Annotated in this window: 35 protein-coding genes; 12 read left to right on the top strand and 23 right to left on the bottom strand. The window is 60.8% G+C overall.

What is annotated here, in order from left to right:
* The 21 genes from JQ633_RS01085 to JQ633_RS00985 all read right to left on the bottom strand — a co-directional run bounded on the left by JQ633_RS01085 (position 1) and on the right by JQ633_RS00985 (position 17,669).
* The gene (locus JQ633_RS01085; RefSeq protein ID WP_211981457.1) at positions 1-1,128 is read right to left on the bottom strand and encodes a hypothetical protein; all 1,128 of its coding nucleotides are present in this window, start codon (positions 1,126-1,128) and stop codon (positions 1-3) included.
* A 75-nt stretch (positions 1,129-1,203) separates the two neighbouring features.
* Positions 1,204-2,670 carry a hypothetical protein gene (locus JQ633_RS01080; protein WP_211981455.1) on the bottom strand — a complete coding sequence of 489 codons (1,467 nt, stop codon included), beginning with the start codon at positions 2,668-2,670 and terminating at the stop codon, positions 1,204-1,206.
* Positions 2,655-4,184, bottom strand: a complete 1,530-nt coding sequence (locus tag JQ633_RS01075) for a hypothetical protein (RefSeq protein ID WP_211981453.1) — start codon at positions 4,182-4,184, stop codon at positions 2,655-2,657. The genes JQ633_RS01080 and JQ633_RS01075 overlap by 16 nt, the downstream gene beginning before the upstream one ends.
* The gene (locus tag JQ633_RS01070; RefSeq protein ID WP_211981451.1) at positions 4,184-5,026 is read right to left on the bottom strand and encodes a hypothetical protein; all 843 of its coding nucleotides are present in this window, start codon (positions 5,024-5,026) and stop codon (positions 4,184-4,186) included. Before JQ633_RS01070 ends, JQ633_RS01075 begins: the two co-directional genes overlap by 1 nt.
* A 33-nt stretch (positions 5,027-5,059) precedes the next feature.
* Complete coding sequence (locus JQ633_RS01065) at positions 5,060-5,365, bottom strand: HNH endonuclease (protein ID WP_211982718.1); 306 nt, start codon at positions 5,363-5,365, stop codon at positions 5,060-5,062.
* Complete coding sequence (locus JQ633_RS01060; RefSeq protein WP_211981450.1) at positions 5,362-5,601, bottom strand: hypothetical protein; 240 nt, start codon at positions 5,599-5,601, stop codon at positions 5,362-5,364. Before JQ633_RS01060 ends, JQ633_RS01065 begins: the two co-directional genes overlap by 4 nt.
* Complete coding sequence (locus JQ633_RS01055; RefSeq protein WP_211981448.1) at positions 5,602-5,820, bottom strand: hypothetical protein; 219 nt, start codon at positions 5,818-5,820, stop codon at positions 5,602-5,604.
* Complete coding sequence (locus tag JQ633_RS01050; RefSeq protein ID WP_211981446.1) at positions 5,820-7,256, bottom strand: hypothetical protein; 1,437 nt, start codon at positions 7,254-7,256, stop codon at positions 5,820-5,822. The genes JQ633_RS01055 and JQ633_RS01050 overlap by 1 nt, the downstream gene beginning before the upstream one ends.
* Positions 7,257-7,595 carry a hypothetical protein gene (locus JQ633_RS01045; protein WP_211981444.1) on the bottom strand — a complete coding sequence of 113 codons (339 nt, stop codon included), beginning with the start codon at positions 7,593-7,595 and terminating at the stop codon, positions 7,257-7,259.
* Positions 7,595-7,900, bottom strand: coding sequence for a hypothetical protein (locus JQ633_RS01040; RefSeq protein ID WP_211981442.1), 306 nt, complete (start codon positions 7,898-7,900; stop codon positions 7,595-7,597). Before JQ633_RS01040 ends, JQ633_RS01045 begins: the two co-directional genes overlap by 1 nt.
* A gap of 52 nt (positions 7,901-7,952) precedes the next feature.
* A complete protein-coding gene (locus JQ633_RS01035; RefSeq protein ID WP_211981441.1) occupies positions 7,953-8,378 on the bottom strand; it encodes a hypothetical protein in 426 nt (141 codons plus the stop codon).
* 59 nt (positions 8,379-8,437) lie between these two features.
* Positions 8,438-9,634: a DUF4043 family protein gene (locus JQ633_RS01030; RefSeq protein ID WP_211981439.1), complete on the bottom strand. Its 1,197-nt coding sequence runs from the start codon at positions 9,632-9,634 to the stop codon at positions 8,438-8,440.
* 89 nt (positions 9,635-9,723) lie between these two features.
* Complete coding sequence (locus JQ633_RS01025) at positions 9,724-10,572, bottom strand: hypothetical protein (protein WP_211981438.1); 849 nt, start codon at positions 10,570-10,572, stop codon at positions 9,724-9,726.
* Positions 10,573-10,662: 90 nt separating this feature from the next.
* Entirely contained in the window at positions 10,663-12,657 is a 1,995-nt protein-coding gene (locus tag JQ633_RS01020; RefSeq protein ID WP_211981437.1) for a cell envelope integrity protein TolA, read from the bottom strand.
* A 75-nt stretch (positions 12,658-12,732) separates the two neighbouring features.
* Complete coding sequence (gene terL / locus JQ633_RS01015) at positions 12,733-15,000, bottom strand: phage terminase large subunit (RefSeq protein ID WP_211981436.1); 2,268 nt, start codon at positions 14,998-15,000, stop codon at positions 12,733-12,735.
* Complete coding sequence (locus JQ633_RS01010) at positions 14,924-15,262, bottom strand: hypothetical protein (protein WP_211981435.1); 339 nt, start codon at positions 15,260-15,262, stop codon at positions 14,924-14,926. The genes terL and JQ633_RS01010 overlap by 77 nt, the downstream gene beginning before the upstream one ends.
* A 62-nt stretch (positions 15,263-15,324) precedes the next feature.
* Entirely contained in the window at positions 15,325-15,519 is a 195-nt protein-coding gene (locus JQ633_RS01005) for a hypothetical protein (protein ID WP_211981434.1), read from the bottom strand.
* Positions 15,516-16,127 carry a transcription termination/antitermination NusG family protein gene (locus JQ633_RS01000; protein ID WP_211981433.1) on the bottom strand — a complete coding sequence of 204 codons (612 nt, stop codon included), beginning with the start codon at positions 16,125-16,127 and terminating at the stop codon, positions 15,516-15,518. Before JQ633_RS01000 ends, JQ633_RS01005 begins: the two co-directional genes overlap by 4 nt.
* A gap of 3 nt (positions 16,128-16,130) precedes the next feature.
* Positions 16,131-16,712 carry a hypothetical protein gene (locus JQ633_RS00995; protein ID WP_211981432.1) on the bottom strand — a complete coding sequence of 194 codons (582 nt, stop codon included), beginning with the start codon at positions 16,710-16,712 and terminating at the stop codon, positions 16,131-16,133.
* A complete protein-coding gene (locus JQ633_RS00990; protein WP_211981430.1) occupies positions 16,636-17,367 on the bottom strand; it encodes a hypothetical protein in 732 nt (243 codons plus the stop codon). Before JQ633_RS00990 ends, JQ633_RS00995 begins: the two co-directional genes overlap by 77 nt.
* A gap of 29 nt (positions 17,368-17,396) precedes the next feature.
* Positions 17,397-17,669 (bottom strand): DUF2312 domain-containing protein, encoded by a 273-nt coding sequence (locus tag JQ633_RS00985; RefSeq protein WP_211981429.1) that lies wholly within the window; start codon positions 17,667-17,669, stop codon positions 17,397-17,399.
* Between the two features lie 419 nt (positions 17,670-18,088).
* Here JQ633_RS00985 and JQ633_RS00980 point away from each other — a divergent pair, with 419 nt between their 5' ends.
* Complete coding sequence (locus tag JQ633_RS00980; protein WP_211981428.1) at positions 18,089-18,232, top strand: hypothetical protein; 144 nt, start codon at positions 18,089-18,091, stop codon at positions 18,230-18,232.
* Positions 18,233-18,422: 190 nt separating this feature from the next.
* On the opposite strand, the gene JQ633_RS00975 is transcribed toward JQ633_RS00980, so the two are convergent.
* Positions 18,423-18,692: a hypothetical protein gene (locus JQ633_RS00975; protein ID WP_211981427.1), complete on the bottom strand. Its 270-nt coding sequence runs from the start codon at positions 18,690-18,692 to the stop codon at positions 18,423-18,425.
* A gap of 58 nt (positions 18,693-18,750) precedes the next feature.
* On the opposite strand from JQ633_RS00975, the gene JQ633_RS00970 reads away from it, so the two are divergent.
* Both JQ633_RS00970 and JQ633_RS00965 read left to right on the top strand, forming a co-directional pair.
* Entirely contained in the window at positions 18,751-19,119 is a 369-nt protein-coding gene (locus tag JQ633_RS00970) for a hypothetical protein (RefSeq protein ID WP_211981426.1), read from the top strand.
* A gap of 209 nt (positions 19,120-19,328) precedes the next feature.
* On the top strand, positions 19,329-19,631 hold the full coding sequence (locus tag JQ633_RS00965; RefSeq protein WP_211981425.1) for a hypothetical protein: 303 nt from the start codon (positions 19,329-19,331) through the stop codon (positions 19,629-19,631).
* Positions 19,632-19,636: 5 nt separating this feature from the next.
* Here JQ633_RS00965 and JQ633_RS00960 read toward each other — a convergent pair whose 3' ends face one another.
* On the bottom strand, positions 19,637-19,897 hold the full coding sequence (locus JQ633_RS00960; RefSeq protein ID WP_211981424.1) for a hypothetical protein: 261 nt from the start codon (positions 19,895-19,897) through the stop codon (positions 19,637-19,639).
* Positions 19,898-19,996: 99 nt separating this feature from the next.
* On the opposite strand from JQ633_RS00960, the gene JQ633_RS00955 reads away from it, so the two are divergent.
* The 9 genes from JQ633_RS00955 to JQ633_RS00920 all read left to right on the top strand — a co-directional run bounded on the left by JQ633_RS00955 (position 19,997) and on the right by JQ633_RS00920 (position 23,524).
* Positions 19,997-20,629 (top strand): S24 family peptidase, encoded by a 633-nt coding sequence (locus tag JQ633_RS00955; protein WP_211981422.1) that lies wholly within the window; start codon positions 19,997-19,999, stop codon positions 20,627-20,629.
* On the top strand, positions 20,626-20,982 hold the full coding sequence (locus JQ633_RS35580; protein WP_433995616.1) for a Rap1a/Tai family immunity protein: 357 nt from the start codon (positions 20,626-20,628) through the stop codon (positions 20,980-20,982). Before JQ633_RS00955 ends, JQ633_RS35580 begins: the two co-directional genes overlap by 4 nt.
* Before the next feature lie 79 nt (positions 20,983-21,061).
* The gene (locus JQ633_RS00950; protein WP_211981420.1) at positions 21,062-21,403 is read left to right on the top strand and encodes a hypothetical protein; all 342 of its coding nucleotides are present in this window, start codon (positions 21,062-21,064) and stop codon (positions 21,401-21,403) included.
* Positions 21,403-21,615, top strand: a complete 213-nt coding sequence (locus JQ633_RS00945) for a hypothetical protein (protein ID WP_211981419.1) — start codon at positions 21,403-21,405, stop codon at positions 21,613-21,615. Before JQ633_RS00950 ends, JQ633_RS00945 begins: the two co-directional genes overlap by 1 nt.
* Positions 21,615-21,893 carry a hypothetical protein gene (locus JQ633_RS00940; RefSeq protein ID WP_211981416.1) on the top strand — a complete coding sequence of 93 codons (279 nt, stop codon included), beginning with the start codon at positions 21,615-21,617 and terminating at the stop codon, positions 21,891-21,893. Before JQ633_RS00945 ends, JQ633_RS00940 begins: the two co-directional genes overlap by 1 nt.
* The gene (locus JQ633_RS00935; protein ID WP_211981415.1) at positions 21,893-22,600 is read left to right on the top strand and encodes a hypothetical protein; all 708 of its coding nucleotides are present in this window, start codon (positions 21,893-21,895) and stop codon (positions 22,598-22,600) included. Before JQ633_RS00940 ends, JQ633_RS00935 begins: the two co-directional genes overlap by 1 nt.
* On the top strand, positions 22,600-22,995 hold the full coding sequence (locus JQ633_RS00930; RefSeq protein WP_211981413.1) for a recombination protein NinB: 396 nt from the start codon (positions 22,600-22,602) through the stop codon (positions 22,993-22,995). Before JQ633_RS00935 ends, JQ633_RS00930 begins: the two co-directional genes overlap by 1 nt.
* Positions 22,992-23,378 (top strand): HNH endonuclease, encoded by a 387-nt coding sequence (locus JQ633_RS00925; RefSeq protein ID WP_211981409.1) that lies wholly within the window; start codon positions 22,992-22,994, stop codon positions 23,376-23,378. Before JQ633_RS00930 ends, JQ633_RS00925 begins: the two co-directional genes overlap by 4 nt.
* Entirely contained in the window at positions 23,375-23,524 is a 150-nt protein-coding gene (locus JQ633_RS00920) for a hypothetical protein (RefSeq protein ID WP_211981408.1), read from the top strand. Before JQ633_RS00925 ends, JQ633_RS00920 begins: the two co-directional genes overlap by 4 nt.
* The last annotated feature ends 13 nt before the right edge of the window (positions 23,525-23,537 follow it).

Here is a 23,537-nt window from a genome sequence, read left to right as displayed (position 1 = left end):
TTACAATTTTATATAGCTCGTGACAAAGATCGTCGGCTGGACGATCGAGAACGGCGTGCTTGTGCCGCCCTGCGCCGTGCCGATGAAGGAGCCCGAAGGCGTCGCCGTCGAACTGGCCGAAGATGAAGCCGTCCCCGTAATCGAGCCGGTCGATTGGATATGCGCGACGGTCACGCCGGCTGCTGCGACACCGCCAACCGCGCCGCCTGCCGCCGCAGAAAGCGGGGTCGCGTCCGAAGCGTTGCTCGCAACGAAGTTGGTCGAGTTCACTGTGGCAGAGCCCCCGGTGATCGTCGTGGTGACGCTGGTGGATACGCTGGTCGAGAGAGAAAGCGAGCCGGCCGGCGTGAAGGGCGGCAGGTTGAGCGTGCTCAGCGTCGCCTGCTGCCCCGAGAGACTGACGGCGCCGATCCCGGTCCCGTTCATCGTCGCCGTCGTCAGGCGACCGGCGGCCGAGTTGCCCATGTCGTCGAAGCTGGCGAGAACGCGACCGCGGAAGTCCGGAAGCGCGATCGTCTTGTTGGCTGCGAAGTCCAAGGCGGCAGAGGCCCCTCGGCCACCCGAGACGGCCAGACCCAGGTCCGTGGTCCAGAGGTACGAGAACAGGGCCGCCGTGTCCGCGTTGGCGCGCTCAGTGGCGCCCGAGGTCGCATTCCCGATGGTGCGGCCGTTGGCCCGCACCCAGCCGGAAATGACCGATGTCCCATAAGCAGACTTAATATCACCTGTGGCCGCGATCGTCGTAGGATCGACCGAGCCGCCCCCGCCGCCCCCGCCGCTGGAGGGGCCGACAACCAGCAGATTGTCCTGAGAGAAGATCTGAACGCCTACACTGGTCGTCAGGCGCAGCTTGATCGAGCCGTCCGCGACGAACCACTGCGGGAGCCGGCCACCGGCATCGCACGTCAGCGGGTTCGGCAGGGCGATCGTGAGGGCCGTGTCAGAATAGGCCGACTGAGGGGTTGAAACCGTGCCGGCCCGGATCACATACAGCTTGCAGCCGGGCGCCACCTTCCCCGTCAAGTCGAACTGTGGGGTCAGCGAAAAGCCGGGGACAGTACCCGCGGCATTTGCTATGGTGACGAACGAAAAAAGCGCCGCGAGCGCGACGCCGAGCCGTTTGAGCATATGAGATTTCCTCGATCTTACATCGATTTGAAGCGGGTCACCTTCGGCATCTTCTGCCTGCTGGCGATCTACTTCCTATTTTCGCCTTGGAACTTCTTGGTCGTCTTCTGCGGGGCTTTGGCCTGGTACGGCGAGCGACCGCAGAAGGCTGCCGATGGACGATTCAATCCCAGTCCCTTGAAGATTGCTCGATAGGTTGCGGGCAGCGACCACAGCGCCCGCGTAAGCACTCGGTGACTGCTGATCACGGTACTTTGCGATCGCCTCGCCGAATTTCTCAACCGAGCTAGCGAGCGGGGCGCGCATCCTGACCGCGGTCGAAAGACCTTCGGCTTGTCGCATGGTTAAACCGTTCGACAACAGCTTAAGGGCGAAACCCACCGCCGGAGCGAGGCCGGCAGAGGGGATGCCGGTGACGACCGCACCGAGCCCGCCCCCGCCACCCAGTACATTGCCGGCAGTGCGCAGCGCGTTCTGAAGCCTTGTTCCCTGCGCGATCTTCCTCGCCTGTTCGATCTCACTGGCATTGAGGCCGCGTGCCTCCCGTTCGTCAATCGCCACTCTCCCCATTTGGGAACGAATTCGGTTTTCAAGGTTCATTCCCGAATTCGAAGTGTCGGCCTGCATCTCGGCCTTGACGATCTTCTTGTCCAGCTTTTCAGCCTGCTTGGCCGCGCTCCAATTTCCGCGGGCCTCCTCGAGCTTTGCCGCAGCGGCAGCGGCGTCGCCGCCGATGATATCCGATCGCGCAATGTTCGGAATGAAGTCGTCGAGATGGTCAATCGCAAAGCTGGCAGCGGCGCGCTCGGTCGGATCGTTGGATCCAGCCAACTTCCCAAGCGTTTTGCGCAGGCTGTTGATATTCTGGCCAGTGACGACGGAGCCTTCCGGCGCTTTCTCGATACGCTGCAGCAGCTGGAACGTCTTCGGTGCCACAATATCGTCGAAGCCCTCCTGATTGAGGGCTTGCTGGGTGCGCGTCGAATAGGTCGTGTATGCGCTCGGCTTCACCTCAAGCCCAAGCACCTCCGGCGACTTATAGGCCGCCTCGGAAGCTGCCTTCAGCTCCTGGACGGATGGCGTAGTCACTGTAGGCGCTTTTGGCGTGCCAGCCCGAGCACCGGCCATGGCGAGATCTACGTCACCTTTGGCCGTTTCGTACATCTTCTGCGGGTCGTCTTTCGCAGCGATGTCAGGGGCGATCAGTTCGCCCACCTTGTGCTGCAGGTCGGCCATCGGATGCCCGATCAGTGACCGCGCGGCGCCAGTCACCGGAGACATGGCCAATTCGGGGACGGCGAGCACGGCGCGGCCGGTCGTCATCAAACCCTCGATCGGACCCTGCCCTCCCCTGTTTCGGAGGGCAGCGATCTTGTCGATCGCCGATCCGGCGGCGCTCTTGATTTCACCTGGAACGTCGGCAATCGCGGCCGGCAACATCGACGATTGCTGCTGCGGAGCTCCTACAGCCACGGCTCCCCAATCTGCCGGGCTCTCAGCGGGCGTTGCGCCCCAGTCGGCGGGGTTCAGGGTTTCCGCCATTGCTTCCCATCCGGACCAACGAAGGTTGCACCCGAGGGCAGCTTGTCATAGTCCGCCCTTGAGGAAATTGCCGCGGTCGATCCACTAGGCTTTTTGTAGTCGCCAGGGGCAGTTACGAGGAACGAATCTCGCGCCGGCTTAAGAGCCTCGTTTGCCCCGACGATCTTGTCCACGAACTGATTATGCTGAACGATCTTCGCGCGCGCGGCTTTCTCGCCGATATCGAGGATCCGGCGCATGCTGCTCTCGTCAAGCGTGATGTTGCCGCCGGCCATGGCAGAGGCAAACTTGCGGTCGCTATCCGAGATCGCGGTTCCGCTGCCAAACGCCTTCACCATCGACGCCACACGCTGCCCGATCGCTGCGCCATAACTTTCAGTATTGGCGACCTTGGAGTTATCGCCGCCGAGCATGGCGTAGATTTTCCCGAGGGCCAGCTTCTTGTCCGCAAGCGTGCCGGAGAAGACGCCGCCCTGTGCGTCCAGTTGCTCGCGCGCTGCATGGATGCTGTTGATGTCGTCCCTCGCTGCGCTAGCCTTCTCTTGGGACTGATCGACCCTCGGCAGCAGGCTCTTGGTCATGATATCGCGCTGCGCTGTATTTTCGTCAGATCGGTTCTGATAGTCCTGCAGCGATAGGCCAGATGCCGCCGCGTTTTTCATGTCCTGCGTCGGCTGAAGCGCGTCCTGAATTGCCTTGATCCGGGTCTCATAGCTCTTGGCGACTTCAGGAGCGAGTAAGCCGGACGCAACCCTTCGGGACAAAAGGTCAAGCTGCTGCTGCGGCGTTCGGCCGGCCGGGACCAGGCCGCCAAGCGTCGGGTCGGTCGGCGCGGCCTGTGCAGGGGCTGCGGGAGCTGCTGGCGGCTGCGGGACCGGCCGCGGCTGGTTATCCGCTGCGCTTCGCCTGACCGCCTCCGCAACGATCTGCTGCACGCGGGGGGTCATGTCCGGCCGAACCGTGGCGTTGGGATCAAGGCGGGTCGCAGCCGACACCTGCGCAATAATGGGCCCAGCCAATTCGTCGGGGACACCAGCGCCTGAGACCAAACCTACGATGCTGCCTGGCTGATCGCCGCGCGGCGCTGTGGGTGCTGGGTTAGCGACGGCCGGACGGCCCCCCGCCGCCGCGCCACCGGAAATGGACGGCGCGACAGGAACGGATGCGGCGCGATTAGCCGATGGCGGCAACGGCGCAGGCTGCGGACTACCAGCCGATGGGAAGTCGGACTGCGCCATGTCCGCCCCATACTTCAGCCGCTGCTGCTCCAGTCCCATTTTTGTGGCGGCCAGCCCTTCATTGATCGCGCCCTTCTTAAAGAAGGTGCCCGCAATCGCTCCGAAATCCGGCTGGCCGCTCGCATCGGTCGGTACGCCGTCACGGAAAGCCCGGCGCGTGTCGAAGTCCGCACGCTGCTTGCTGGCGTCAAAAAACGCCTTGACCGGATCGAAGTTTGAAAAATCGGCGCGGGTGCTACCGCCTGCGCCCGAGATGATGCTGTCGATGTCGGCCATTACATGAATGCTCCGAATAGACTGGCGCCCGTCTTGATGGCTCCCAGAACATTATTGCCGACGTTGTAGTTGTTCATCGTGGCGGCGGCGTTCGATGCGCCCTGCCCGGTATAGTTCGCGTTCGCGGCCTGCCCTTGGCCCTGATACGAGGTGTTCAGGCCAGCGCCGAGCGTGTTGCTGTTCGCGTTGAGCCCAGCACCCAAAGCACCAAAGTTCGAATTCACTGCATTGCCCTGCGCGTCGAACGACTGGTTGAGCGCGTTGCCCTGCCCGGTCGCGACATTCGCCGCGCCCGTGATCGCGTTTGCATTGGCGCCCAAGTACGGCGAGAGGCCCTGCAGATAATTGGCGTACTGCTGGCCGGCGAGCCCGCTGGCGTACTTCATCGCGTCCGTGTCGGCATTTCCGCTGCTGAGATTGCCGGCCGCCGCATGCTGCCGCGAGAGAGCCTGCAGACCTTGGTCGAGCGAGAAGCCATAGGCGCCGTACTGCGGGCTCGACTGGAAGTTCTGTGTGGCTCGCTCCAAGCCCGCGGCGCCGTTCGCGCCGCTTGCATCTGCATAGGCGCTGGATCCTGCACCCGTCGAATTGATCAGGCCTTGGTACAAATTTGCCGCCTGTCCATAGCCCTGATTGAGCGCATCGCGGCCCATTCCATAGGACGTGCCGAGATAATTGTTGCCGTTCCCGATGTTGGTGGTGAGCGCGTCCGAGCCCTGCCCGATCGAGCTGGAAAGCGATTGCCGGCCGAGCCCGTACTGATCGGAGAGCGCGTCATAGCCCTGCTGAAGGCCAGCATTGCGCTGCGCAGCCGCCTGCTCGGCACTGTCGTTGCTGAACAAATCAAAATAAGCCCATGTGGGCAGTCCTCCTTATCAAGCCATGCGCGCGAACTCGGCATGATCTCTCATGCGAGCCGACGCGATGACACTTGCAGCCTCATTAATTGAGGCATATCGACCGAGACGAACGCTTACGCCGTTAGTGGTGAGCACAGCGCGCCACTTCTTGTGCCGAGCGTCCCAATGGACGCCCTTCACTCCGCTGGAATTATCGCGGCGCAATTTGCTGTTCTGAATGTTCGGGCCATTGGCCGCCTCGCGGAGGTTCCTCCAGCGATTGTTGAGCCTATCCGTGTCTTCGTGATCGATGATGTCGGCCGGATCACTGCCGGTCATCATTTCCAGATGACACGGTGCGCCAAGTAGTAGGACTTGCCGATGCCGACAACGAGATATCCCGTTTTGCCAATCGTACCAGCAACCTTGCCGGCACATCTGTTATTAAAGCCGATGTTGCTGCGCGACGTGGCAGGCAGCCACTTCCAGATCAGCACGCCGCTATCCGGATCATAGGACAGCAGCTCGCTCAGCCGCGCCAGCGAAGGCAGCGGCTTGATATCGGAACGGCGCCCCATCTAGTTCGCTCCTGGCTTCAGCTTCTTCGCCGTGCCGTCGTAGACAAGCACTTGCCCGCTGGTGATCGGCGTCGAATTGTCCACGTCAGGCATGTCGAGCACGCCGAACTGGCTACGGCGGAACAAGTACGCAAAGAACTCATCCCACGCCTGGCTGATCGTCCGGCCGTCCGCCTCAAGCAGCGGCGTCGATTTGTCGGGTTTCGGAACAAGCCGCATCAGCGCCTCAACTGCGTGTCTTGGGACGCACCGAGAAAAGCCACGTACACGGGGTCACTCACCCTCAACCGCCAGCGGCGTCCTTGCGTGCCCGTCATGCCCGTCCGTAGCATCGTGATGCGCTGCGGCTCGGCCTGCCGACCCAACTTGCGGACGAATTCCTGGCTCCAGCTGATCCCGCCATTGTCCGACCACGAAATGCCGACGCTCGGGTCAGTCCCGATCGGATCCTGTCCTTCCGCCTGCCCCACGCCGGTCACGAAATTGAAGTCAGCCCGCGCGACGCGCGTCCGGTTCGGGAAGTTCGCAACCGGCCCGCTTTCCAGCGTGAACGCGAGCGGCGAGCCGATCTCGTCAAAGGCGTTCGGATTGACGTAGATCAGCTGCCCGGCCGTCGTGTCGCCTGCGATCCATTTGCCAAAGGCCGAAATGCCGCCGATCGCGCGCCAGCGCGCCGCGCCATAGCTTGCCCGCTCATTCCACTTCTGGCTGCCGAGATCGAATTCCCAGGTGAACGCCGGACACGACAGCACCCACTTCGGATGCCCCTGCGAGATGTAAACCGAGGCCTCAAGCGTCGTCTTGTCGGTCACCCCGGCAATCAGGCGATCCAAATCCGGCGGCGATATCTTCAGCGGATTCGGCGTGCCATTGGCCTGCACCACGCTGAAATCATCAGCCACCCAGATCAGCGCCGATGCAAAACCGTCGTCATGCCCGGCAATCGCGTAAGGGCTCAGCAAGCCGCGCTGCAGCACGTAGGAGCGCGAGAGCGGGAAGCCGGTCGGGTTGGCCGTGTTCGAGTAGACCTCGCCGAAGTTCGGCCCCAGCGCGAACAGCTGGCCGTTGAAAGGAACACTTCGCGTCAAGCCGCCCGGCTTTGACTGCGCCGTCGTCTTGTTCAGCGTGTTGAACGTGGTCGCGTTCTGATCCGACGCCTGCAACGTTCCATCGCCATAAGTGGCGATGAAATACGAGTCCATGAACGCGATCGAGTTCGGCGCGCCCCAGGCCGAAAGGAAAGAAACCGCCGAAGTGCTCACTGCAAACAAGCCCGTAGCCGGCGCGCAGCACACCACATCGGGCGTTGGCGTCTTGTTGTTGCGCGCCCAGAAGACCTTTTCCGTCCCGTTGAGCGTCCCGGTCAGGGTGGTCTCAACGCCGCCGGATGTGAATATCGAGGCCCTGTTGTTCCACGCGGCATAAAGCGAGCTCGAAACCAGCATGCCGCCGCGGAAGCCTGTGAAGGCCGATGCGCCGAACAGCGACAGGCCCGGCGATTTGCGCCAAACGACCTGCGGCGGCGCGTAGCCCTTCTGTGCCCCGATATCCTTGCCCAGCGGCTCAGCGTAGCAGTTGATCAGGCGGCCCGCGCTCTCATGCCCCGAGGAGCCCGGCGACGAGCTGAGCGGGAACGGGATGTTGACCTGCGTCACCTAGAAGTAATCCACGATTTGCGGGCCGTAGCCCGGCGTCTGCCTGGTCAGCACGCGGATACGATTGCGCAGTTGCAGCGCGGCCCCCTCGTCCGACTTGGCGCCAAACTCCTCGGCAGCGGCATTCGCAACCAGCTTGCTGAACGTGATGAACAGGCTGTCGTCCAAATCGTCGGGATCGGCGATGTAGGTCGCGCCGTCCGCGTTGATCTCGGCCACCTCGGCGTCAATATAACCGTCGAGCGTGGTTGCGTCCTCGTCGGACATGCTCGAGCCGACCTCGCCACCGATCAGGATGGCGAGGGCCTTGGCTTGGATGTCGGCTCGAGTTTTGGGCATCAGGCGTTCTTCGCGCCCTGTCCGGCCGCCGCCTGCGCTTCGGCCTCTTTCTTGGCCGCATCAGCCGCTGCCTGCTCGGCTGCCGCCTTCTCGGCATTGCTCGGCCGGCCGCGCTTCTTCTTCTCGCCGTCATCCTCGCCGACTTCGATATCGAAGTGAGGATTGCCCGGCAGCTTGTTGATCAGATGGCCGTGGTCATCCGAATTCAGTTCGACTTCCTGGCCATCGTAGAAGGTGACGCCACCCATCTCGACGACTTTGTTATCGCCTTTCGGCGCGTTGTACGTTGCCTTTGCAGTGCGCATATCATCCTCCATTGATCTGCCCGCCCATCAAACGCGACAGGCGGGCAAAGGGTTACGGGTTGGCCATGAAGCCTTCGAGGTACACGGTAATCGTGCCCGCAGCCGCGGTCGCAGCGTTGGCCGCCGGCTGAAGCAGGATGTCCGTGTCCGCGGTGAACTGGTAATACGAACCAGTCGTCGCGATCGTGCTGGTGGACGTGCCGGCCTGACCGATATTCGAGGCCGACAGCAGCCGGGCTGCGCTGCCGGAATCGCCGATGTTGAGCGTGAGCGTCGGCGAACCATTGGTGTCCATGTCGGTCGCTGATGCGAACAGGCCCTGGGCGACGAAACCAGCAGGCACGCGGAACAAGGCCACCTGGTTGGTGGTGACGAGATCGGCCGCCAGAATGTTGACCGTGCCGCCGAACACTTTTTTGGTGCGGGCAAAGCCCTGAGGACCAGCCTGCGGCTGGGAGTAACCGATACGAAGAGCCATTTGGCCTCTCCTATGTCTGGGAAAAGGAAAGAGCGGCCCGAAGGCCGCTCAGGGATGGATTAGGAGTTCGCGACGCCGGAGACGAAGCCGGTCACCATGCCCCAATCGACGAGATCGCCGACCGTGGCACCCGACACGTTCTGCGGAGCCTTGGCGACCTTGCCGACACCATACTGCGCCTCGATGCCCATGCCGGTGATGAAGTCGTAGTCTCCATCTTCCAGCTGGGTGGGACGCGGCATCTGGCCAGTGGCGTAGCCAAGAGCGGCCTGACCGCACATGAAGAACGGCTCGACGTCGATACCGCCGTTGCCTACCCCCTTCAGGAGCAGCCGCTGCGTGATCTCCGGGATTTCCTTGTAGAGGATGCCGTTGTACTTCATGGCACCGCCGGTGAAGATCGGGTTGACCTTGGCGCCCCCGTTTTCACGGGCCTGCGCATCACGGTTCGCCTGATACATCACAGGATCGGCCTGAAGGTCACGGAAGCCCCGCGAGCCGAGGAAGCAGACGTAGAGTTCCTCGTCCATTTCGGGCAGCTGATAGGGAGTGATCTTCGGCCGACCGTTGTAGACGCCCGGGTTGTTCGGATCGACGCCCGACTGCTTCGCCTGGTCCTTCGCGAGGTTGCCGACTGCCGCGGTCATCTTGTCGTTGGTCGAATCCACGTTGGCGACCGCGGTCGCAAAGGTGGTCGAGTAGTTCGACATCTGCGAGCCGAACACCACGCGGTCATAGTTCGCGGTGACCCAGCTGTTCTTGTTGCCGGTGGTGGCGGCCGACCACCTGATGCCGTTCACGCGGTTGCCCGGTGCGCTGAAGCGGTTGGCCTGGATGGTCGCAGTCGGGATCGAGAGGAGCGCGTCCACGAGATCGTCGCGAACGATCCGCTTGCCCCATCCGCTGAGCAACGACCGCGCGGTGGACCGCACGTTGAAGCTCGACTCCTTGTTGCTGGCGCGGTTGTTGGCGACAGCGTTACGAGCCCAGTCAGCCCACAGCGGGAAGCCGTAGCTGTCCATCTGCTCTTCGTTGCCGCGCAGCGTGCCGGCGCCGACGCCGCTGCCCGAGAGCTGCGTGACGAGCGGAACGCGCAGTTCCTTGCCATCGGCCTCCAGCTCAGCGAAGCGGATGATGACGTTGGTCGGCGCCGAGCCCATGAAGGGGTCGAACCGGGACTTCCGCAGGAAGTCGGAAATGATACTCCGGCGAAATTTGACGAGTTCGTTGTTCGGGTGGTTCGTAGTGAGGGCCATCTAAGGCAACTCCTGTCTTGCTGGCCATCACCCGCCCAATAAAAAACCCGCCTCGAAAGGCGGGTGGTTTTTCTTGGATGTCGGGTCGATTAGCCGGCGATTTCGTTGAAAAGCTCGAAATCGGATTTCTCTTCCGAGGCGTCCGATCGGAGCGCGGAATTGGCGCGGGAGGCGCCGTTCAGCGTTGGGGGCAACTCAACCTTGGGCCGACCATTGTTCGACTGCTGCTGGCCCTGCTCCCGCCAAGCCTCCATAGCGAGCTTGCGGAATTCGGGATCCTTCAGAGCTTCTTCCCGGAGCCGCTGCTTGTAGGCAGTCAAGTCGTTGCCGACCTCGGCGCGGTCCTTCTGCTCCTTGTGCCAGGTGAGAAGCGTCTTGCCGGGATCACGAGACGCCTGCATGCGAGCGCGCAGGGAAACATCCCCGTTGCGCATCGCCTGAACCGACGCCTGAAATGCCTCGTCGAACGCCTGCGGGTTGCTATCCCTAGCAGCCTGCATGCTCTCCTCGCGGCGCTCGTTGAGAATGTCCTGCTTGATCTCTTCGCGGACAGCCTTGGCATAGCCTTCAGGATCGAGAAGCGGATCGGGACGATTGTCCTTCTGCTGCTGCTCTTGCCGCTCGGGCTGCCGCTGCTGCTGTTGACCGCGCTGCTGCCATTCAAGCCGTTCGGCTTCAAGGGCCTTCACGCGATCGGCGAGCTGCCGGCGCTCCTCGTTGACCTCGCGCAGTCGCCAAGACGGAATGTGCGGGGCATTGTCGTCAACCTGCTGCCGGTCATTGGCTTCGGCCTGCTGCTGGTCCGACGCTGCCTGCGTATCCGCCTGCTGCTCCTGCTGGTCAACCTGCTGTTCCGTCTGCTGGTCGGCCTGTTCGCCACCCTCTTCCGTCACAGCCTGATCAAACAGTTCAGTCTCGCTAAGCTCCTGGTCGTTCATGGTCTTCCCTTCGCGTTTCGTGCGATGACGTGATGCCCTCTATCGCTCAGGCATGCGTGAGTGAGCCAATATCGCCGGCTCGTGCGATCTCTAGGCGTTGGCGCGCTGCGGCCTCTGCCGCGCCAGCTTGGCGTCTTGGGCCGCCTTGTCCTTGGCGAGGTCCATGGACTGCGCGTGCTGCTCCTGCTGCATTCGCGCGGCGTTCGCAGCCTTGATGCGCTCGATCTCGATGTCGGCTGCAGCCTTCATTCGCTGAATTTCGATGTCATTAGCCGCCTTCATGCGCTCAAGCTGAGCATCCATCGCGGCCTGCTGCTCGTTCATCTGCTGTTGGCGTGCCTGCAGCGCCATATCCTGCTGTGCCTGAGCCGCTGCGCGCGCGTCCTCGCGCTGAGCGGTCTGCGCTTCGAGCTGCGCCTTCTGCTGAAGCGCCATCACCTTCGGATCAGGGGGCGGCGGGGCGTTCATCTTCGCGTTGATCTTGTCCAACATCGGCTTTTTGACCGAGTTGGGCAGCGGCGACAGTTCGATCGCGATATCCGGGAATTGCTGCAGGAACTGCGGGCCGAGTGATTGCAGGATCATCATCGCATCACCCTGCATATTCACTGCATCCGGGCCCTCATCGATGATGATATCCACGTCGAGCGAGCCGATATCGTTCACGATGGCCGGCCGGCCGAATTGATCGATCTGCAGCTTGTTGATCTGGAAGAACTGCGCGACGTTCATGTCGTCGGTGACACGAATCCAGCGCTCGGCTGTCCAATAGCGCTGGATGATGTTCCATATGTCCCGATAGACGCGGATTTTCCAGTTCTTGTAGGCCGACAGATACGGTCCGAGCTCGGCGATGCCAGCCTGCTGCAACAGCTGAATGGCGCGGCCAGAGCTATCCTCGAGCCCCTGCCCGATCAGCGCCGGATTAGGCCCGAAATTCTCGATCTCGTTCTTGGCCTCCTGGAGCATTTCCAGCTGGCCCTTGAAATCGGTCTTCGTGCTGTCGTCGGGCTCCATCTTGAGGCCAGGATTGACCTCAACCCACCCGTCCGGCTTCGCCCATTCGCGGCGCGCGACCTCGATATCATCGACCGCGCCCTTTTCGGACACGACGCGGCGGCTGTTGAGCAGGTGCAGCGCCTTGGAGCGCCGATGATTCACCTCGTCCTGCGGGCTCTTCAGGTTTCGCACAAACCCATAGCGGTCGCCATCGTGGTCCACGTTCGCCGAGAACATGCGATACCGCGGGAACGTCTTGCCGCGCTCGTCAATGAACGGTGAAACGCCCTCCATCAGCTTCAAGGAGCCGATGTAAAGGCACCACTTCCATTTCCCGCCCTGGATATACCAATGATCGACCAAGCGGCACTTCCGCTCCGTCGTGTTGATCCAGTTCCGCTCGCGGTCGTTGTCATTGACGGTCGTCAGGTCAGTCCCGGTCTCCATCAGGCCGTCGATCTCTTTGGCCTTGTTCGGGACGATTTCTTTGGCGAGCTCGATATCGACCCATTTGGCTACGCCGAGATAGCGTGCGTCCGTGAATCCCTCATCGAAGGACCGCGGATCATAGAAAAACCCGTCGCCGTAAGCGATATGTAGCTCAAGCGACGGGTCTTTTTCGTCTCCGGGGACAAGATCGTATTCGATGCCTGCGATGCCATCGATGCCGCCAGCCCGCGCAATACGCGCTGACTTAGATTTCCAATCGTTGTTGTCGAGCACAAAGCGCAGGGTGGCCGTCGCCAATTCGGCGCCTTCATCGTGCTTTGGCGTGCGCGGGTATGCCTTCGGATCCTGCCTCAGTCGCTCCACCAAGCCCACAACCGCATCGATCTTTCGGACTATCCGGTTCGAGGTGACAACCGGCTGCTTCCGACGGCGCAGCTGCTCAATCTCGTGCTTGGTCCACTGGTCGCCGTGATAGTAATGGCGCGAGTCCACCATCTCCCGAGCTTCAGCGTCCTTCGATGCGGCATAGTCGTTATACTGACGACGCAGCCGCTCGACGCTGAAATAGTCCTCAGGCTTGCCCTGATCGATCGTCGGGGCAGCGCGCTGGGGAATGACCGCGGGGAGAGTTTCCATGCTACTTCGGCTTACCCGGTCGGCCGCAATACCAGCCGTAGTCGTAAGGGCTGGGCGGAATGGGGTTCTGATCGCTCATATGCTTGCCTTCCAATCGCCTGATGCTGCGGACTCGCGCATCGCGCGGTAGCCCGTTGCGTTCTTTGGTTTCTCTGGCTCAGCGGGCACCGCGCCCAAGGACATCTTGTTGAGCAGCTGACCAACCAATCCCAGCGCATCAACCTGGTCGTCATGCTTGCCCGCTGGGAAGGCCAGCAATTCGCTCCGCAGCGCGGGATACCAATCAGCCTTGGTCGGGACGTAGAGCCCTTCCTGCGCCATCCGGCCGCGAATAGACTGCGCCCTGATCGCCTTGTCGCCGCGCGTCGGAAACTGCTCCCGGAACACGTAGGCCTGCAGCTCGCGCTGGCGCCGATCGAGGAAAGGACCAACGCCGGACTTGATCTGCCCTTGCTCTTCGGCCCAGCCGAGCGGCTTCCACTTACGCACCAGCCGACAGAACGCCTCAACCCATTCGTCCGACGCCGCCTGCTTCCGCCAGAGGTCCAGCAAGAACATCCGGCCTTCGGGATCAAGCCCGACGACAGCATGCACCGTGTAGTCGCCGCCGTCCGCCGTCACCGCGTAGTCCGAGCCGCCGTAGATTCGCATGAGCTTTGGATCCGGCGCGATGTCGTATGGCTTCAGCCACTCAACCTTGAAATAATCCCCGTCCTCAGGCGCTGGCCGCTGCTGGTAGAGCGCTGACCAATCCCGAGGGCCGACTGCGCGCCGCTTGCGCGACAGCGCCTCCTCGTCTTCCCAATCGGGCCAGAGCGGTTGTCCTGGCACTCGCCCGAGCGGGTCATCCTCTTCGGCGATGGCAGGGAGCGAGATCACGTCCCAGCTATCGCCGCCGGCCTTCATGTCCTCGAGCAGCCGGCCCGCGAGATCGTCCTCATGCCAGCGCGTGTTGTGGCTTACCAGCCCATTGGCAATGAAGTTTTCAGTGCCGGCGATCTGGACATCAAAGACTTCGTCAACTCCGGCCGGAGTGATTTCAACAATCTCGTCCAGAATGAAGTCTGAGGTATTCGGCGACTGCCAAAGCTGTTTCCGCCGTTTTTGCATATCCAACTGCGAGGTTGCAGTCGTTGCACAAGAGGCCGCGAACAGCATCGCGGTCGTGGCAGTGATCGACGCATAACTTACCGCCCCAATGGGCGCGCACATTCTTGCCGGGAGGCTGTTTGCAGACAGCGCAGACACCGCCCTGCGAAGCGAATAAGCGATCAAACTCTTCAGCTGTGACACCATAGCGGTGCTTGAGGTGCGCAGCGCGCCGAGACTTTGCATTGACAGAAGGCGGCCGAACGCCGTCCGACCAACGCTTTTTATTGTAGTGGGAAGCGCAATATCCTCGGCAGACGACGGGCTTGTCACATCCCTCGCAAGCGCAAGTTTTGCCCTTCCATTTTCCCCATTGACCCGGAACATTGCGTGGCCCGGGCGCAAGTCTCTCGTTCGTATCCACTTCTGCTTCCCGTCTTCAAAAACGAGGAACGGATGCCTCTCGTTTGATTTGACGATTCTACCAGAAGTCGTCTTGATCTCAAACACGCGATCAAGACCATTGCTGCACCAATTCACAACAGACGAGCTTGCAAGAGCGCCGTTCGCGAAGGTCGCGACACGATGCCCAACACTGATGTCCCGCAGTGGCCGCTCTGTGCCATCCGCCATCAAGACCAGCGTATCGCCCGTCATGCATTGGATCAGAACGATCCGTCCGCCCGGCTTAAGTCGAGTGTAAAGGTCTGATTTGTACCAATCCCATGTTTTGTCACGGATGGTCTCTGAATCAGCATCTTCTCGGCTACGGATCGGATCGTCGATGACAACCAGGTCAGCTCGTCGTCCTGCCACAGCTCCGCCGACGCCGGCCGCGAAATACTCGCCTCCAGAATCAGTCTCCCACCGTCCGGCAGCTTGGCTATCAGGCGCAAGACCAACTCCAAGGATCAAACGGTGTTCGGCGAGCAGGTTGCGAACTCGCCTGCCCCACTTCTCGGCTAGCTCCGCAGTATGCGACGCAGCAATGACGCAGTGAGCAGGATGCTGAGCAAAATACCAAGGGGCGTAGAGAATGCTCGAATACGTCGATTTCGCCGCGCCAGGTGGCATAAAAACAGCCAGCCGATCGCTCGCGCCAAGTGCGACCTGCTCCAGCTTCGATATCAGCAGCCTGTGATGCGCCGCCGGCTCAAAGCCCGCGTACTGACACCAGCTAGTTAAGCTGCGTCTTATCGACCGGCGCCTCAGAAGTTCCTTCGCTGCTTCCTGCGGCGATATTCGCAAGTTCATCGTCGGTTACTTCGCTGGCATTCTTCACACCGATACTGCCCGAATGCTCGACCGCGGCGAGCCGCGCATGCACGTAGGGCGCCGCAGCCTTCGCGGCCTCGAATTTGACCTCATCGAAGGCCATCGTTCCCTCAAGAAGCCCCTGGAAGTAGCCGAGCGGCGTGGTGCCAGAGGCGAGGATCAGATCGGCTGCCTCTCTCGTCTTTTTCGTCGCGGCGCCCTTCTTGCGACCGGCGCCTGCTCGTCGTCCACCATGACCCATTTGATATCTTGAAAGGCTTGATTGAGATTCAAGCGGACACAAGCCGCCCGGCGGGTGAAACTTCAAACCGGCCGAGATGATAATTCGCTGATTTGTTCGCGCTTGTCTGGTACCTCTTTGGGAATATCAACGAGCATGTCGGCGAGAACTTGAATTGATCGCTTCCAAGCCTGCTTGTATTTCTCGTTGCCCTCAAGGGCTGTGATGCGGCGCATCGCTTCGATCAGTGTTCGATTGCGGATATCAGCCTCGTTCATGCCGCCCTCACGTTGCTGACGTGCAGCTTGCCATACTGGTTCTCGCCATGCAGCTTGAACACGATGGTCTTCTCGGTGCGGCCTTCCTTGGCCGTGACCGTTGCCAGCCGATCGGCGAACTCGCCCTCCATCAGCTTGATGCGGGCGCCGATGGGGACGGTTCCCTTGGTCTCATCCCATTCGCCGGCCATCTGACGGATGCGCATGCTGGCGATCCATTCCGACGAGAACGGCGCCGGCTGGATGCTCATGCCGCGGGCGGTCTGCTGCCATGACGACAGAATGGCTTCGATGCCGTTGACCGCGCGTACTGCGTAGAAAGACTGCTGATCGTTCTTCGGATCGATCTCAACGAAGATGTACCGGCCGAGCAGCGGCTTATCCTTCGCCTGCTTGACGCGGGCGTGGGTTACCCAGCGCCTGACCTTCGGGTAGAAGGTGCGATAGCCGATCTCATGAAGCCCTAGCGCCGCACGCGCCTGGCAATTCGGGTTTGTGACCGCGCAATACCACCGCGAAGTCGGACTAATCGGGAATTCCTCTCGCTGATCCTCGATCAAATCCACAAAGCCGACAACCTGGCCGATTTCGTAAACTGCCCCGTTCATTTCCTACTCCGCTGCCTGCTTCGCCGCCTGTCGCAATTCGTCCTGCTGAGCAATGAGGCGCCGCGCTTCGATGCTCAAAGCCAACTTCGATGCCGGCGCGGGCGCGCCCGCCTCGTTGTATTCGGCTCTTACGCGCGCTTGTTCCCGATCCATTGCGGCGCGGTTTTCCTCCCGCTTTTCGTCCTGCGTCTTCTCAGGCTGCACCTTATCGAGGCCCCAATTCTCCCCGAAACGGGCTTTCAACTGTTCGAGCGTTGGCTTCTCGCCGCGGTCCATGCGCTCGCGGGCTTCCATCTGCTCCTTGATGCGCTTCAGCCGCAGCTCACCTTGGATGATGGGTTCATGAGCCCGCGCACAAGCGTCGGAGACCTCTTTGACGGTAGGAAGCCAGCCCTTGCCGTTGGAAGGCAAGCCCGTCACGGGATGGGTCACCTCGGTGATCACCTGCTCCGGATAGCGAGCGAGGACCGCCGTCACCGCAGCGACGTAGACCTTCGGATCGTTGGCGTCACCCGTGCGATAGCAGCCGAACAGGAGTTCCGCCCTCTCCGCTGCGTAGCTCGTCAGCGCCTCTTGGCGGGCCATCGAAGCTGGCAAGTCGTTCGCGGAGATCCTTAGCGGCTTCAGTGATCCCGTTCTTCGGTCGTCCATTTTCGGCTCCTTTCAGCCGCGCAGCTATCCAGGCAGAGGGGTCAACAACTCGATTTCGTTCGGCTTCCTCGATCAATCCAAGGACTGTGATTGCGTCGTCGCCGGCCGCTTTCAGGCACTTGCCGACGAAGGAGCGGCAAGCATCTGGCCCCTTGCCGGTCATCGATGACAGCTTGGCGAGCCCATCGCGGAACAACCTCATTCGCGGATCGTCCGGCGCTGAAGCGCCCGAAGCTCTTGCTTCGGAAACATCTGTTTCTGTCTCTGTATCTGGGGGCGTTTCTGAAACGCCGGATGAAACGGTTCCTTTGCGTTGCCTGAAACGTTTCACTCGCGGAGTTGAAACGTCCGACTTGTATTGCCGGCCGTTCCAATTGTGAGGCGTGAAACCCGTTTCAGTCTTGTCGAGCAGACCAGCGCCATGCAACTGCGCAAGAACCTGGGCGGCCTTGGTCGGCGCGATCCTCAAGGTGAACGCAATGTCCTTCAGCGGAGGCAGGATGCCATCGTGCGCCGAGGCAATGCACATGAGATTGAACCACGCACGGAACAGCGAATCCGAGATGAGCTGCAGCTTCGGATCGTTCACCGCTTCGTTATATGCCCGCCACCAGTGGTTCACAGCATCCCCAAGGCGTGCATGTAGGTATCCAGAACGGCTTCCTGCTGCTCGCGTTCGTTCGCGTCCTGCTTGCGCAGCCGAATTATGGTGCGCAGTGCCTTGACGTCGAAGCCGTTTCCCTTGCTTTCGGTGTAGACGTCCCGAATGTCATCGGAGATCGTCTTCTTCTCCTCCTCAAGCCGCTCAATGCGCTCGATGATGGTTTTCAACTGTTCCTTGGAGAACCGCGCCGCGGCCTCACTGTTATGTCCGATATTCGGTTCGCTCATGCGCGCCCTCGGTTGGTGATGCTGCAGGAACGCGGTTTGGCTCTACTGGAGCGGAATTGCCTCGCCACTCGACGATCGAATGGTTCGGCGTGTCGAAATCAGGCATGACGTACATCCAGCCGAGATCCCACCAAGCCGGCATGCCTTCGGTCGGGATGCTCCTACGGATCGTGGTCACGACGTTCTGTTCTCCTTGCGGAGCTGGCGCGTCATCAGATTGACCAAGCGATGGGTCAGGACGATCTTACGGCGCGATCGCGGCTTTGCGCTTTGAATCTTCGCAAGCGTTTCGAAATACTGCTTTGCGATAGTCTTCATCATCCCACCTTTGGCAGCGTGATCGGCATGCGGTACCAGTGAGCATTCATGTTTGTGCGCCCGCTCCAACGCTCGTAAGGATGACAAAGGATGGCTTGCTGATGGACCTTCGTCTCAATGCCAATCCGGCGATGCAACGGCGCGAATGGTCCGTCATCAACACTGCCAAAGCGGATACCCTGAACGATGCGCGGGATCCCTTTCATCTCGCGACGCTTCATGAATACACCAAACGAGTTTTCTGACTATCCGTGGATTTGGGATGTGAACGAATGTGGATAAGCCGGTTCGCGATCTGATGCTCAGGGACGCCAAGCATCTCAGCGATGTCGAACGTGTCGAAGCCCTCTCTCCAAAGGACCAGGATCTTGCAATCCTCGGGATTGCCACGTTGCTGCCTTCTCAGCTCAATCAGGAGTGCGTCCTCCAGCATTTCTAATCCTCACCCATGCCAGCCTGATCTTGACGACCAGCTTCTTGCCGATTGCTTTCAATAACCTCATGCGCATTTCCCATCAGAAGGCGAAGGCGCGCCTCATCGAGTTCGTTTTCCTGTTCGACGCGGCTGCACAATGCCTCGTATTGCGCCCTGATATTTTCGTAGATTGTCGCGCGAGGTTCTTTCGCCTCGTATCCCTTGATCAGTTTGCGGAGCCATCCAGGAGACGCGCCAACTGCGGCGGCGACAGCCTTGTAGGCCGCCATGCGCGATCCGGTCTTTCGCTCGGCTCTCTCGACAAGGGCATGTGCGCGGTCCCGCGTCATGCTGGTGATTGCGGCCGAGGTGATCACTTTCGATCTCCGGACATTTTTTGCTCTCACTTGGACAATCCCATGCTGTTTGTTGATCGGCATGGGTACGCATCACGACAACGATAATGAGCCTGAAACTTGGTCACCGATTGGCTTGGCGGCACTGGTGATCCTGAACAGGCTCAGGAACAATCAAGCGATCCTACGTCTGAACGAAAAAGCAGATGAACAGCGCGACGGCGAACCCGACGCCGACAGAGCACAAGAAGAGAAACGCGAGGCTCAGCGCGATTATGTCCTTCACCGTCTCCGATCCATCGAGGCGTTCGAGCGGACGGCTAAAGGGCTTGAGGGATTCCGCGGGAAGCGGAGGAAGTAGTTCGGCGCCAGTATTGCGTGCGCCGTGACGCGAGAGCGGGCGCTCCCCAGTGCCCCCAGTGAGGCCCGCTCTCGCGGTCTGAATCCCGAAGTGACGGGTCATGTGGCCCTCCAGGCATTGACAAAAGCTCGGCAAGAACGAAGAAATCGGCCCGATTGCCGCGCAACCATAGGCTGTTGGGCTGCGGCGCTTTTCAGGGAGCAGAGATCATGGCTAACGTTAAGCCCGCGATGACCATTGCCGGCGAGATCGTTGAAGTATCCGGCGGCGATAGCGCCCCGATTATATTCTTCGATACCGTTCCCGCTGGACAAACACCCCAAGGCATGATTGGCGCTACCCTGGTCGCCGTAACCGCAGCACCCGGCGCTGAGGGAGGCGTAATTCTGCAGGCCCGCACCGTAGCTGTCCTTAGAACCACAGTTCAGGGCGCTCAGAGCTTGATTTCGTCTCTTCAGAACGGGCTGCTCGCGCTTGCGCCTGTCGAAAATCCGGAAGGCAAAGCGAATTGAACGCATCACGCGACCCCCTGTTGTTCCGAAACGCGGGGGCGATCGATGTCAGCTGGCCAATCCGACCCGGACGGCCAGTTCGCAGAAAACCAATGCAAGACCTCATCGTATTTGCGTGCCGTGAAGGTCTTGTCGTCCTTTGGAAGATTGGTGAAGAACCGCCAATCGCCAGCAGCTAGACGGCCGAGCGTGGAAAGGCCAATTTCCCGCTTTGCCGCATAGAGCGCCGCGCACGTCAGAAGGTTCGTTCGGAGTTCATTTTCCATGGCGCCGACTGTTCTAGTCGGAAACTTCCGACTTTGCAAGCAAGAAAAGTCGGAAACATCCCATTCGCCTTCTGTGGCGGAAAGTCGGATAAATCCGCCATGGCGAATAATGAATTACGTCAAAGGGTTGAGCGCAGGCTACGGGAAATCGGGCTCGGCGCGGTTGAGGCCGCCCAGCGCGTCCCCGGCCTGGAGCGAAATTACATCCGCGATTTGCTCGACGAGAGAAAGCGGGGCTTTACCCAAGCCAAGCTTCCGCTAGTAGCGGAGGCTCTTGAATGGACCGTACAAGAGGTTTTGGGCTCGGCGGCGCCTAAAAAAGAGCGCGCGGCCCCCAAGATGCAAACCGTGCCGCTTCTGGATACCGTCGCTGCCGGAAAGCTAAGGGCGCCCTCCTCCCAAATTCCCGTTGAGGATGTGCCGCTCTTAGCCTTCGCGGATCTCGGCCGCGGCGACTTTTTCGCCTTAACCGTAGAAGGCGATTCCATGGATCGGATATCTCCGGATGGCTCAACGATCGTGGTCAACCAGGCCGATCGAACGCTGGTTTCTGGTAAGCCCTACGTCATTTCGCAGCGCGGCGAGGCCAGTTTTAAGCTTTGGCGGGCGGATCCTCCGCGCTTTGCCCCATACTCAACGAACCCCTCCCATGAGCCTGTTTTTGTAAAGACCAAGGAAGACGCCGAGCGGATGGTCGTCGGCCGGGTCAAGCGAACGGTCTTGGACCTATGAATTTTCAAGGGATCTTTGCAGCGTCTGTTTGGGTGCTTGTCTCCTCTGTTCCCTCACTCGCAGAAGAAGACTTCGCGAGCGGCAATTTCATGCTCCAGCATTGCCAGCACTTCATTGACCGTAGCAACAACTGGGACGCGTGGGACGGCGAATGCTCCGGTGCGATCTCAACCTTGACATTTTTAGGTTCGGCGCTCCCGCCTGGATACAAAGTCTGTGCGCCGAAGGGCGTCACGAAGCTGCAGGCAGCCCGAGTAGTGGTCAACTACATGCTTAAAAACCCTCAGACTTTGCAGGATCCATTTAGGGTTTTGGCCATGCAGGCACTGACCGAGGCGTGGCCCTGCAAATAAAAATCGGATTTTTCCGACTTTTCGATTGACGGTCGGATTTTTCCGACTATGATGCTCCCATCAGATCGGGAGCACGGCAATGGCCACCTTCAACTACACCTTCGAAGAACTTCCCCTCGTCATCGCTAACGGCATCCCCGCCGGCCTGATCAACGGCCAAGCCGAGATCATCTATTCCCGTGCTGGCGATTGGGCCGCCTCCAACATCACTCTCGAAGGCTTCGGCGAGCGCGTCAACGGCGTGCGCCAGTGGCCGCAGGTTCAGGCTCCCGCTTCGATCGCGGAGATCGTCCGTGGGCGCCTTCACACGGAATGGGCCTCCAAGGTCCGGGCCGCGGTGATCGAGGCGATCAGCGAGGATCGCGAAAGCGAAGCCGATGACCGTGCCGATGCGCGCCGCGCGGCGATGGAGCTGGTCTGATGGCCCTGCACCAGATCAACGGCGTCAAGGTCCACACCTCGTTCGATTACCCGCCGATCCCGGTTCGCAACATGGACTGGTCCGCCGTCACCGATGACTACGACTGCGATTGCGATCAGGACGGATTCTTCTCAACCCACCCTGTGGGCCACGGCGCAACGGAAGAAGCGGCGATCGCCGACCTCATGGCGCAGATCGAGGAGAACGCGTGATGTCAGTCATGTCCGAACTCGATTTCGACCGCCAGATCGTCGAGAACGTCCGCCGCACTCTGGAAGAGCCGCCGATGTCTCCCGCCGAGGAGATGGAAGCGAAGGTTGATTTCATCGTCCGCGAACTCGACGAGCTTTGCGCGATGGCGAACAACCCCGAAACCGTCGATCTCGTCGAGAGCCAGAAGGTCGCCTTCGGCCAGATCGCCGTTCGCATCCAGCTCATCATGGGCTTTCTCCTCGCCCGCAACCCGCCCTCGTTCAGGATTGTACGCTAATGGGTAAGCCGTCAAAAGCCGTCATGGAATTCATGGCGAGGTATAGCGTCGATAGCGACGAGATTTGGGAAGTTCATGGCTCTACCTGGGTCGTGAAGCACAAGGCCCTTGAGCGCGTTGCTGCCGAGGTTGGTATCGTCTGGGACCGGCCCGAACTGAAGGTCTGCGACATGGCGGCGGGGCTCGTCGCTGTGCTCATCAGCGGCAAGCTCGGTGATCACGTTGAGTATTCGTTCGGCGAAGCCAGCCCGAAGAACAACAAGAACGCGTATCCCATTGCGATGGCTGAAAAGCGCGCCAAGGATCGCGTCATCCTGAAGCTGCTCGCCTCTCACGGCGATCTCTACTCCGAGGAGGAGGCTGACGACTTCAAGCGGCCGAACCCGCATGTCACCCGCCCCACGGATATTCTGCCGCCCGCTGAGTATGACCAGCACGGCGAGATCATCGAGAACATCCCGCACGCGCCCCCCGCCCAGAAGCTTCGCGTCGCCGATCAGCGACCGCTGTTCGCCGCGATCCAGAAAGAGGCACACGCTTTCTCGGACTCAGCCAAGTTTCTCGCGTGGATGAAGGACGAAAACACCATCGCTCGCGTGGCCGACTTCAAGGCCGACTGGCAAGAGATGTTCCGGGGTGTTTGCAAGGAGCATCTTGCGGAACTGCGCAAGCAAGAAGCTGGCGATGACATGAGGATGGCCGGCTGATGTCCCGCGCTCAGCTCACCCTCTCCGATCAGGCTGTCCGAGCTCGGGCAGTCCACTGGATCGAGAAGGCGCCGCAAGGCACCCGCGTCATCTTCAAGGACGCCAAGCGCACGCAGGCGCAGAACGATCGCATGTGGGCGGCTCTGACCGATATCGCCTCTCAGGTGCAGTGGCATGGCCTCAAGCTGTCCACCGAGGACTGGAAGCTTCTGTTCATGGACGCGCTCAACCAGGAAATGCGGCTGGTGCCCAACATCAACGGCAACGGCTTTGTGAACCTTGGCCGCTCCTCCTCGAACCTGAGCAAGGCCGAGTTTTCGGGCCTCATCGATCTCATCCATGCCTTCGGCGCCAACCACAACGTCACCTTCCACGATCCGGAGAGCCGGTCATGAGGAGTGAGTTCAACACCAAGACGCGCCGCGCCGCTTATGAGCGCTCGGAGGGACTGTGCGAAGGGATTTTGGCAAGCGGCGAGCGCTGCAACGCCAACCTGAAGCACAAGCGGTATCACTTCGACCATATCGTGCCCGATGCGATCGGCGGCGACACAAGCTTGCAGAATTGCGCTCTGCTCTGCGTCGAGTGTCACAAGGCCAAGACGATCAAGATCGATATCCCGGTCATCGCGAAGTCGAAGCGCGTTGCTGACAACTACCGCGGCATCTCCGCGCGCGCTCCAAAGATGCGTTCGCAAGGCTTTCGCCGCTCGGCGCCACAGAACACCGCAACCAGGCCGATCCGCAAATGGTTGCCGGCAGTGGAGATCGACCGATGATCACCCCCACCTACGCGCAGTCCTTCGGCGGCCCTCAAGGCACAGGCGCGATGCCGATGTCGTTCGCGGAGCATTGGCCGAGTTTGATTTTGATCGGGTTGGCGCTCGCCGTGGTTTGGCTGCTGCTACCCCGCCGTCTTGGATGAGGCGTTGCGACAA

The organism is Bradyrhizobium tropiciagri, from assembly GCF_018130505.1.
GTDB classification, from domain to species: domain Bacteria; phylum Pseudomonadota; class Alphaproteobacteria; order Rhizobiales; family Xanthobacteraceae; genus Bradyrhizobium; species Bradyrhizobium tropiciagri_B.
This window is presented reverse-complemented; position numbering and strand designations above follow the sequence as displayed.

Excerpts from the sequence above, each read along its gene's own strand:
- JQ633_RS01025 (WP_211981438.1), bottom strand. The coding sequence starts at position 10,572 with ATGAACGACCAGGAGCTTAGCGAGACTGAACTGTTTGATCAGGCTGTG.
- JQ633_RS00955 (WP_211981422.1), top strand. The coding sequence starts at position 19,997 with ATGGCGAATAATGAATTACGTCAAAGGGTTGAGCGCAGGCTACGGGAA.
- JQ633_RS00935 (WP_211981415.1), top strand. The coding sequence starts at position 21,893 with ATGGGTAAGCCGTCAAAAGCCGTCATGGAATTCATGGCGAGGTATAGC.
- JQ633_RS01005 (WP_211981434.1), bottom strand. The coding sequence starts at position 15,519 with ATGAACGAGGCTGATATCCGCAATCGAACACTGATCGAAGCGATGCGC.
- JQ633_RS01000 (WP_211981433.1), bottom strand. The coding sequence starts at position 16,127 with ATGAACGGGGCAGTTTACGAAATCGGCCAGGTTGTCGGCTTTGTGGAT.
- JQ633_RS00925 (WP_211981409.1), top strand. The coding sequence starts at position 22,992 with ATGAGGAGTGAGTTCAACACCAAGACGCGCCGCGCCGCTTATGAGCGC.
- JQ633_RS01045 (WP_211981444.1), bottom strand. The coding sequence starts at position 7,595 with ATGCCCAAAACTCGAGCCGACATCCAAGCCAAGGCCCTCGCCATCCTG.
- JQ633_RS01035 (WP_211981441.1), bottom strand. The coding sequence starts at position 8,378 with ATGGCTCTTCGTATCGGTTACTCCCAGCCGCAGGCTGGTCCTCAGGGC.
- JQ633_RS00950 (WP_211981420.1), top strand. The coding sequence starts at position 21,062 with ATGGCCACCTTCAACTACACCTTCGAAGAACTTCCCCTCGTCATCGCT.
- JQ633_RS00940 (WP_211981416.1), top strand. The coding sequence starts at position 21,615 with ATGTCAGTCATGTCCGAACTCGATTTCGACCGCCAGATCGTCGAGAAC.
- JQ633_RS00945 (WP_211981419.1), top strand. The coding sequence starts at position 21,403 with ATGGCCCTGCACCAGATCAACGGCGTCAAGGTCCACACCTCGTTCGAT.
- JQ633_RS35580 (WP_433995616.1), top strand. The coding sequence starts at position 20,626 with ATGAATTTTCAAGGGATCTTTGCAGCGTCTGTTTGGGTGCTTGTCTCC.
- JQ633_RS00980 (WP_211981428.1), top strand. The coding sequence starts at position 18,089 with ATGGACCTTCGTCTCAATGCCAATCCGGCGATGCAACGGCGCGAATGG.
- JQ633_RS00930 (WP_211981413.1), top strand. The coding sequence starts at position 22,600 with ATGTCCCGCGCTCAGCTCACCCTCTCCGATCAGGCTGTCCGAGCTCGG.
- JQ633_RS01010 (WP_211981435.1), bottom strand. The coding sequence starts at position 15,262 with ATGGGTCATGGTGGACGACGAGCAGGCGCCGGTCGCAAGAAGGGCGCC.
- JQ633_RS01065 (WP_211982718.1), bottom strand. The coding sequence starts at position 5,365 with ATGATGACCGGCAGTGATCCGGCCGACATCATCGATCACGAAGACACG.
- JQ633_RS00995 (WP_211981432.1), bottom strand. The coding sequence starts at position 16,712 with ATGGCCCGCCAAGAGGCGCTGACGAGCTACGCAGCGGAGAGGGCGGAA.
- JQ633_RS00960 (WP_211981424.1), bottom strand. The coding sequence starts at position 19,897 with ATGGAAAATGAACTCCGAACGAACCTTCTGACGTGCGCGGCGCTCTAT.
- JQ633_RS01030 (WP_211981439.1), bottom strand. The coding sequence starts at position 9,634 with ATGGCCCTCACTACGAACCACCCGAACAACGAACTCGTCAAATTTCGC.
- JQ633_RS01080 (WP_211981455.1), bottom strand. The coding sequence starts at position 2,670 with ATGGCGGAAACCCTGAACCCCGCCGACTGGGGCGCAACGCCCGCTGAG.
- JQ633_RS00965 (WP_211981425.1), top strand. The coding sequence starts at position 19,329 with ATGGCTAACGTTAAGCCCGCGATGACCATTGCCGGCGAGATCGTTGAA.
- JQ633_RS01020 (WP_211981437.1), bottom strand. The coding sequence starts at position 12,657 with ATGGAAACTCTCCCCGCGGTCATTCCCCAGCGCGCTGCCCCGACGATC.
- JQ633_RS00970 (WP_211981426.1), top strand. The coding sequence starts at position 18,751 with ATGCTGGTGATTGCGGCCGAGGTGATCACTTTCGATCTCCGGACATTT.
- JQ633_RS01040 (WP_211981442.1), bottom strand. The coding sequence starts at position 7,900 with ATGCGCACTGCAAAGGCAACGTACAACGCGCCGAAAGGCGATAACAAA.
- JQ633_RS01075 (WP_211981453.1), bottom strand. The coding sequence starts at position 4,184 with ATGGCCGACATCGACAGCATCATCTCGGGCGCAGGCGGTAGCACCCGC.
- JQ633_RS00975 (WP_211981427.1), bottom strand. The coding sequence starts at position 18,692 with ATGGCGGCCTACAAGGCTGTCGCCGCCGCAGTTGGCGCGTCTCCTGGA.
- JQ633_RS01085 (WP_211981457.1), bottom strand. The coding sequence starts at position 1,128 with ATGCTCAAACGGCTCGGCGTCGCGCTCGCGGCGCTTTTTTCGTTCGTC.
- JQ633_RS01055 (WP_211981448.1), bottom strand. The coding sequence starts at position 5,820 with ATGCGGCTTGTTCCGAAACCCGACAAATCGACGCCGCTGCTTGAGGCG.
- JQ633_RS01060 (WP_211981450.1), bottom strand. The coding sequence starts at position 5,601 with ATGGGGCGCCGTTCCGATATCAAGCCGCTGCCTTCGCTGGCGCGGCTG.
- JQ633_RS00920 (WP_211981408.1), top strand. The coding sequence starts at position 23,375 with ATGATCACCCCCACCTACGCGCAGTCCTTCGGCGGCCCTCAAGGCACA.
- JQ633_RS00985 (WP_211981429.1), bottom strand. The coding sequence starts at position 17,669 with ATGAGCGAACCGAATATCGGACATAACAGTGAGGCCGCGGCGCGGTTC.
- terL (WP_211981436.1), bottom strand. The coding sequence starts at position 15,000 with ATGAACTTGCGAATATCGCCGCAGGAAGCAGCGAAGGAACTTCTGAGG.